Raw genomic sequence first — 4447 nt, 5'->3', positions numbered from 1 at the left:
CGGCGGGACTGCCCCCGCCCCTGCGCGCTCCGCGCGTGCACCGGGGCCTGATCGCAAGCGGCGACCGCTTCGTGTCGACCGTGCAGGAATCGCAGGCGCTGCGCGACGCGTTCACCGCCGCCGGCCATGCGGTGCTGGCGGTGGAGATGGAGGGCGCCGCCGTGGCCCAGGTCTGCAGCGACTACGGCGTGCCCTTCGCCGCCGTGCGCACGGTCTCCGACCGCGCGGACGACGCCGCGCACGTGGACTTCCCCCGCTTCGTGCAGGCCGTGGCCAGCCAGTATGCCGATGGCATCATCGGGCGGTTTCTCAGGATGCTATAAAAATAATAGCTGTATGCCCTAGTGATAATTGCGCTGGAGGCTGTTTGCCTATTGGGTGGTTTTCGGAAAGGAAAGCGTTTGTCTCGGCCGGTGCTGTGGACCTGCCGCCTTGGGGTTTTATCGATCCATCCATTGGCGATAGATTTCCTGGAAGCGTCGAACGAGGCGCTCGCCGGGTTGCAGAACGCCCTTCATGCGTGAGGGTCTGGACGACAGCCCGCGTTGCACTGCCTCACAGATGGCTTGATCTTCCGCAAAGAGCTTTTCCGCGTAGGCGGTGTGCCAAGGACCCACGATTTCCAGCATCGCCATTTCAGCCCGAGTGAGATCAGGAACCTCAAAGCTGAAGAGGCGGGCGAACATCCTGCAACTGCCAGTGCCTGTCGGCTGGTAATCCATGATGGCAAGCTGCTGGTTGTCGGTGTATCCAATGGTCGTGGCAGGAAAGATCACGTGATGCCGATAGCCATCCGGGTACGGAACCGGCACCCGTTTGAAGATTTCATTCACCCTAGCATCACGCGGGCGCTCGTAGCGCTTGGGATTGAGCCGGGTGGTGTACGAGATGGTGTTGTCAGCGTTGGGGTCGCTGTCCACCTGAAGGGGTTTTTGCACGTCGGCCGCAAAAGTATCTGCGTGCACGGAGAAGGCGTGCTCGAATTCCACAGTGTTTTGCAGCACGACTTTCCAGTTGGCTGCGATGTCTTGCACCCTCTTCGGTTTCTCTGCTCCTATCGCCCGAGACATCTGGTCCAGGGCGGGCAGCGTGGCGCCCAGAAATTCGTCCAGGCGCTGTCGAGGCTCCGCGCTCACGAAAATGAACTCGCCAAGGGTTTCCACCTGCCAAGTCTCCAGCCGCAGGTCTGCCGTCTGATAGCACGCCAACGCCTCGTTGTGTCGATGGGGCACGCCAATCGCCATTCCGTCGCCGTTGTAAGTCCAAAGATGGTAGGGACAGCGGATTGGGCCATGACCGCTGGGCTTCTCGAAGAATGCGGAGAAGCGATGGGGGCATACATTGGCGTAGGCCACGATGCGGCCTTCATGGCGATGAATCACCAAATCAGTCGCTCCAATGAGCCGCTTGACATAGTCCAGTTCGTTCGGAATATCGCGGGTCAATGCGGCCAAATGCCATGCCTGCCGAAAAATATACTTTTCCTCCAAAGCAAGCACGTCTGGGTTTGTGTAGTCAGCTGGATCGATAAGATGGTTCTCGGGCATGATCAATCCTACTTGAACACCGCAGCGAAAAAAAGCATTGCATTTGACCTAAGATAAAAGTTCTTCAGGAAAATTGATCCCGGTCATTTTTGCCTGATAAAAAATAGTTGGTGAAGATATCGCTGCACTATTTTTTATGCTGATTTCGTGGTGTGAAGAGAATTGAATTATTTGCGAAAAATTATGCAAATAAGAAAGCAAAAAATTCTCTGAAAGTAAATCAACTGAAGCATACGAGGGAAATTGTGTGCTTCAGCTGATCACTAGTAATAATTAACTTAAAATATCCCAGGTGAGGGCAATCACTCCTGCGTTCGCAGAGGTTGCAACCCACAGCCCAAGACCTTTGGGAATGTATAACGGTTTGGGAATGAATATTTGAGTGTTTGATCCTGTTGTGGTATTTCCGTTTCCACTGAATATTATTGACTTGGATGTATCTGAAATTCCCGATGGAGCACTGGTTGCCGCGACTAGATTGACGGTGCCATTTTGCGGATTGCAAAAGCAAGTTCGGATCACAATTCCATTGGTATTCGCAGAAGGAGCTACCAATTGCGCCACGCCTTTAGGGGCAATGGTTGCAAAATTCTTTCCTATGGGGACAGCATTCATAGTTGCCTTCGTGAAATGGTGTTTTCTATTCAATAAAGATCACGATAATAAATCCCAAGTAAGTGCGATGGCTCCTGGTCCTGAGTTTGCCACCCAAAGCCCCATTCCGGCAGGGATATACAGTGGGTACGGCATTACCACTTCGCTATTTGAGCCGGCCGCCGAGTTTCCGTTGCCGGAAAAAATGATTGGCTGACTAACATCCCCTATTCCAGTAGGCGCCACTGTACCAGCAACCAGATTTACAGTTCCGGTGACAGGGTTAATGTAGCCTGTCCGAATTATTGCGCCACTTGTATTGGAGGCTACAGAAAAAACCAAAACAACTCCAGGGGGGCTGGAATTTAAAAACCGCTTTCCAATTGGCTCTGCATCCATTTATGACTCCTAAAGAATTTGACGCCGAAATGGCGGCAAGCAGTCAATGCTGTGTTGTTTTTGTTCGTCTGTCAAATATTTAATTTATATTCAGCATCCTGCAATCATTGGAGGAGATTTTTAAGGCGATACCAGGAAGGACTGGCCTCACCGACAGATAACGCATCTTGGTTAGTGAGGAGCGATATGGCCTTGAACCAACCATCGTCTGCTTGTGCCCATTGAACAACAAGACCAGTACAGACTTTTTTCTCAATCCGAAACAATTGGTACTTTACGCAGCGCTGGTTGCAAGCGGTGGAAGCTGCGTTCACGCACTGCTGGAACACCATGAAGGCTTTTCTGGACTAAGAGTTAACCTAAATCTCGATGCAATCAGTCTATTAGGTCACTTAGCATCGTCCTTCATGAAACGCAATATAGGGCTGCTTGATGCTATGAAAATAATAGCTGCATGCCCTAGTGTTTATTGTGCTTAAGGCCAATTCGACGCAGCACAACAAACGCCTATCAGCGTCGCGCGTCTTCAGTCCAGCAGACGCCGTGGAACCGGCTCCGCCGGGCCACTGGCGTCGTCCCCCTGGGGGGAAGCCGCGCAGCGGCTCAGGGGGGTCACTTCAACCAGCCGCGCTTTCGGAAGTACCACATGGGGCCCAGGGCGCTGGCCACCATCAGCGCCAGCGCGTAGGGGTATCCCAGCGACCAGTCCAGCTCGGGCATGAACTTGAAGTTCATGCCGTAGACGCTGGCGATCAGCGTCGGCGGCAGCAGGGCGACGCTGGCCACCGAGAAGATCTTGATGATCTTGTTCTGGTTGATGTTGATGAAGCCGACCGTGGCGTCCATCAGGAAGTTGATCTTGTCGAACAGGAACGCCGTGTGGTTATCGAGCGATTCGATGTCGCGCAGGATCTGGCGCGCCTCCTCGAACTGCTCGGCGTTGAGCATCTTGCTGCGCATCATGAAGCTCACGGCGCGGCGCGTGTCCATCACGTTGCGGCGGATGCGGCCGTTCAGGTCCTCCTGGCGCGCGATGGCGGCCAGCACCTCGCCGGCGCGGGCATCGGTCACGTCGCCGGCCAGCACCTGCACGCTGACCTTCTTCAGGTCGTCGTAGATGCCTTCGAGGGTATCGGCGGAGTATTCGGCGTCGGCGTCGAAGAGCTTGAGCAGCACCTCCTTCGCATCCTCGATCAGGCCCGGCGCACGGCGCGCGCGCATGCGCAGCAGGCGGAAGACGGGCACATCTTCGTCGTGGATGGAAAAGAGCACGCCCTTGCTCTTGAGCGTGTCGTTGACGAGGTTCAGGATGAAGGCCACGCGCACCGAGCGCGGGTCGTCTTCGTCGTCGATGAGAAAGTCGCTGCGGATGTGCAGCTCGCCGTTGTCTTCTTCATAGAAGCGGGCGGATTCCTCGATGTCCTCGTCCATGGCGTCTTCGGGGATGAAGAGGCCGTAGTGCTGCTTGACCCAGCGTTTTTTCTTCGAGGGTGGGCGACTCCAGGTCGACCCAGATGGGCTGGAACTGCGCCAGCTCTTCCAGGGATTCGATTTCTTCCTGGACGAGCCGGCCGTTGGCGAGCGTGAAAATGTTGAGCATGTGGGCTCACTCCCGGTGTGTGGTGGGCTTTTTCTGCGAGGGATGGGGCGGCTTTCAACCCTCGGCAGGCCGGGAGCTGAAAGCTACCAACTGGGGTAGGTTTCCACGGAGGAATCTCCAAAAATGCAAGCCGCGGATTATGGCATTGCGCTGCGTCAATCCCATGACACCCGCCGAGGGCCGGCGGGGCCTGGCAGCCCGTGGGCGCAGTAGCGGTAAGGCTTTTTTTTTCCGTCAGCCCGCCTCGGGCGCGGGGGTGCCCGCCGCCCGCACCGTGGCGAGGGCGCGGCACAGGTCGGCCCAGGTG

Annotated in this window: 4 protein-coding genes and 1 pseudogene; 2 read left to right on the top strand and 3 right to left on the bottom strand. The window is 55.8% G+C overall.

All coding sequences use genetic code 11. The features are described 5' to 3' along the window. Window positions 1-323: phosphorylase family protein (locus tag AC27IQ_RS19235; protein ID WP_487090437.1), on the top strand; the 323-nt coding region annotated here is incomplete at its 5' end. A gap of 117 nt (window positions 324-440) precedes the next feature. Here the strand turns inward: AC27IQ_RS19235 and AC27IQ_RS19230 are convergent. Continuing rightward, window positions 441-1547: an aromatic ring-hydroxylating oxygenase subunit alpha gene (locus AC27IQ_RS19230; RefSeq protein ID WP_487090436.1), complete on the bottom strand. Its 1107-nt coding sequence runs from the start codon at window positions 1545-1547 to the stop codon at window positions 441-443. Window positions 1548-1929: 382 nt separating this feature from the next. Between AC27IQ_RS19230 and AC27IQ_RS19225 the strand changes: the two genes are divergently transcribed. Next, window positions 1930-2358, top strand: coding sequence for a hypothetical protein (locus tag AC27IQ_RS19225; RefSeq protein WP_487090435.1), 429 nt, complete (start codon window positions 1930-1932; stop codon window positions 2356-2358). Between the two features lie 286 nt (window positions 2359-2644). Here the strand turns inward: AC27IQ_RS19225 and AC27IQ_RS19220 are convergent, their stop codons facing one another. Together AC27IQ_RS19220 and corA are read right to left on the bottom strand one after the other, a co-directional pair. Further along, window positions 2645-2872: a hypothetical protein gene (locus AC27IQ_RS19220; RefSeq protein WP_487090433.1), complete on the bottom strand. Its 228-nt coding sequence runs from the start codon at window positions 2870-2872 to the stop codon at window positions 2645-2647. Between the two features lie 280 nt (window positions 2873-3152). Beyond that, window positions 3153-4140 (bottom strand): annotated as a pseudogene (corA, locus tag AC27IQ_RS19215) (magnesium/cobalt transporter CorA). Window positions 4141-4447 lie beyond the last annotated feature (307 nt).

Source organism: Acidovorax sp. KPB24-07 (assembly GCF_057543315.1).
Note: the sequence above shows the minus strand (reverse complement) of the source record. Positions and strands in the feature narration are given on the sequence as shown.

Coding starts and splice junctions, on each gene's coding strand:
- AC27IQ_RS19230 (WP_487090436.1), bottom strand. CDS start 1,547: ATGCCCGAGAACCATCTTATCGATCCAGCTGACTACACAAACCCAGAC.
- AC27IQ_RS19220 (WP_487090433.1), bottom strand. CDS start 2,872: ATGGTGTTCCAGCAGTGCGTGAACGCAGCTTCCACCGCTTGCAACCAG.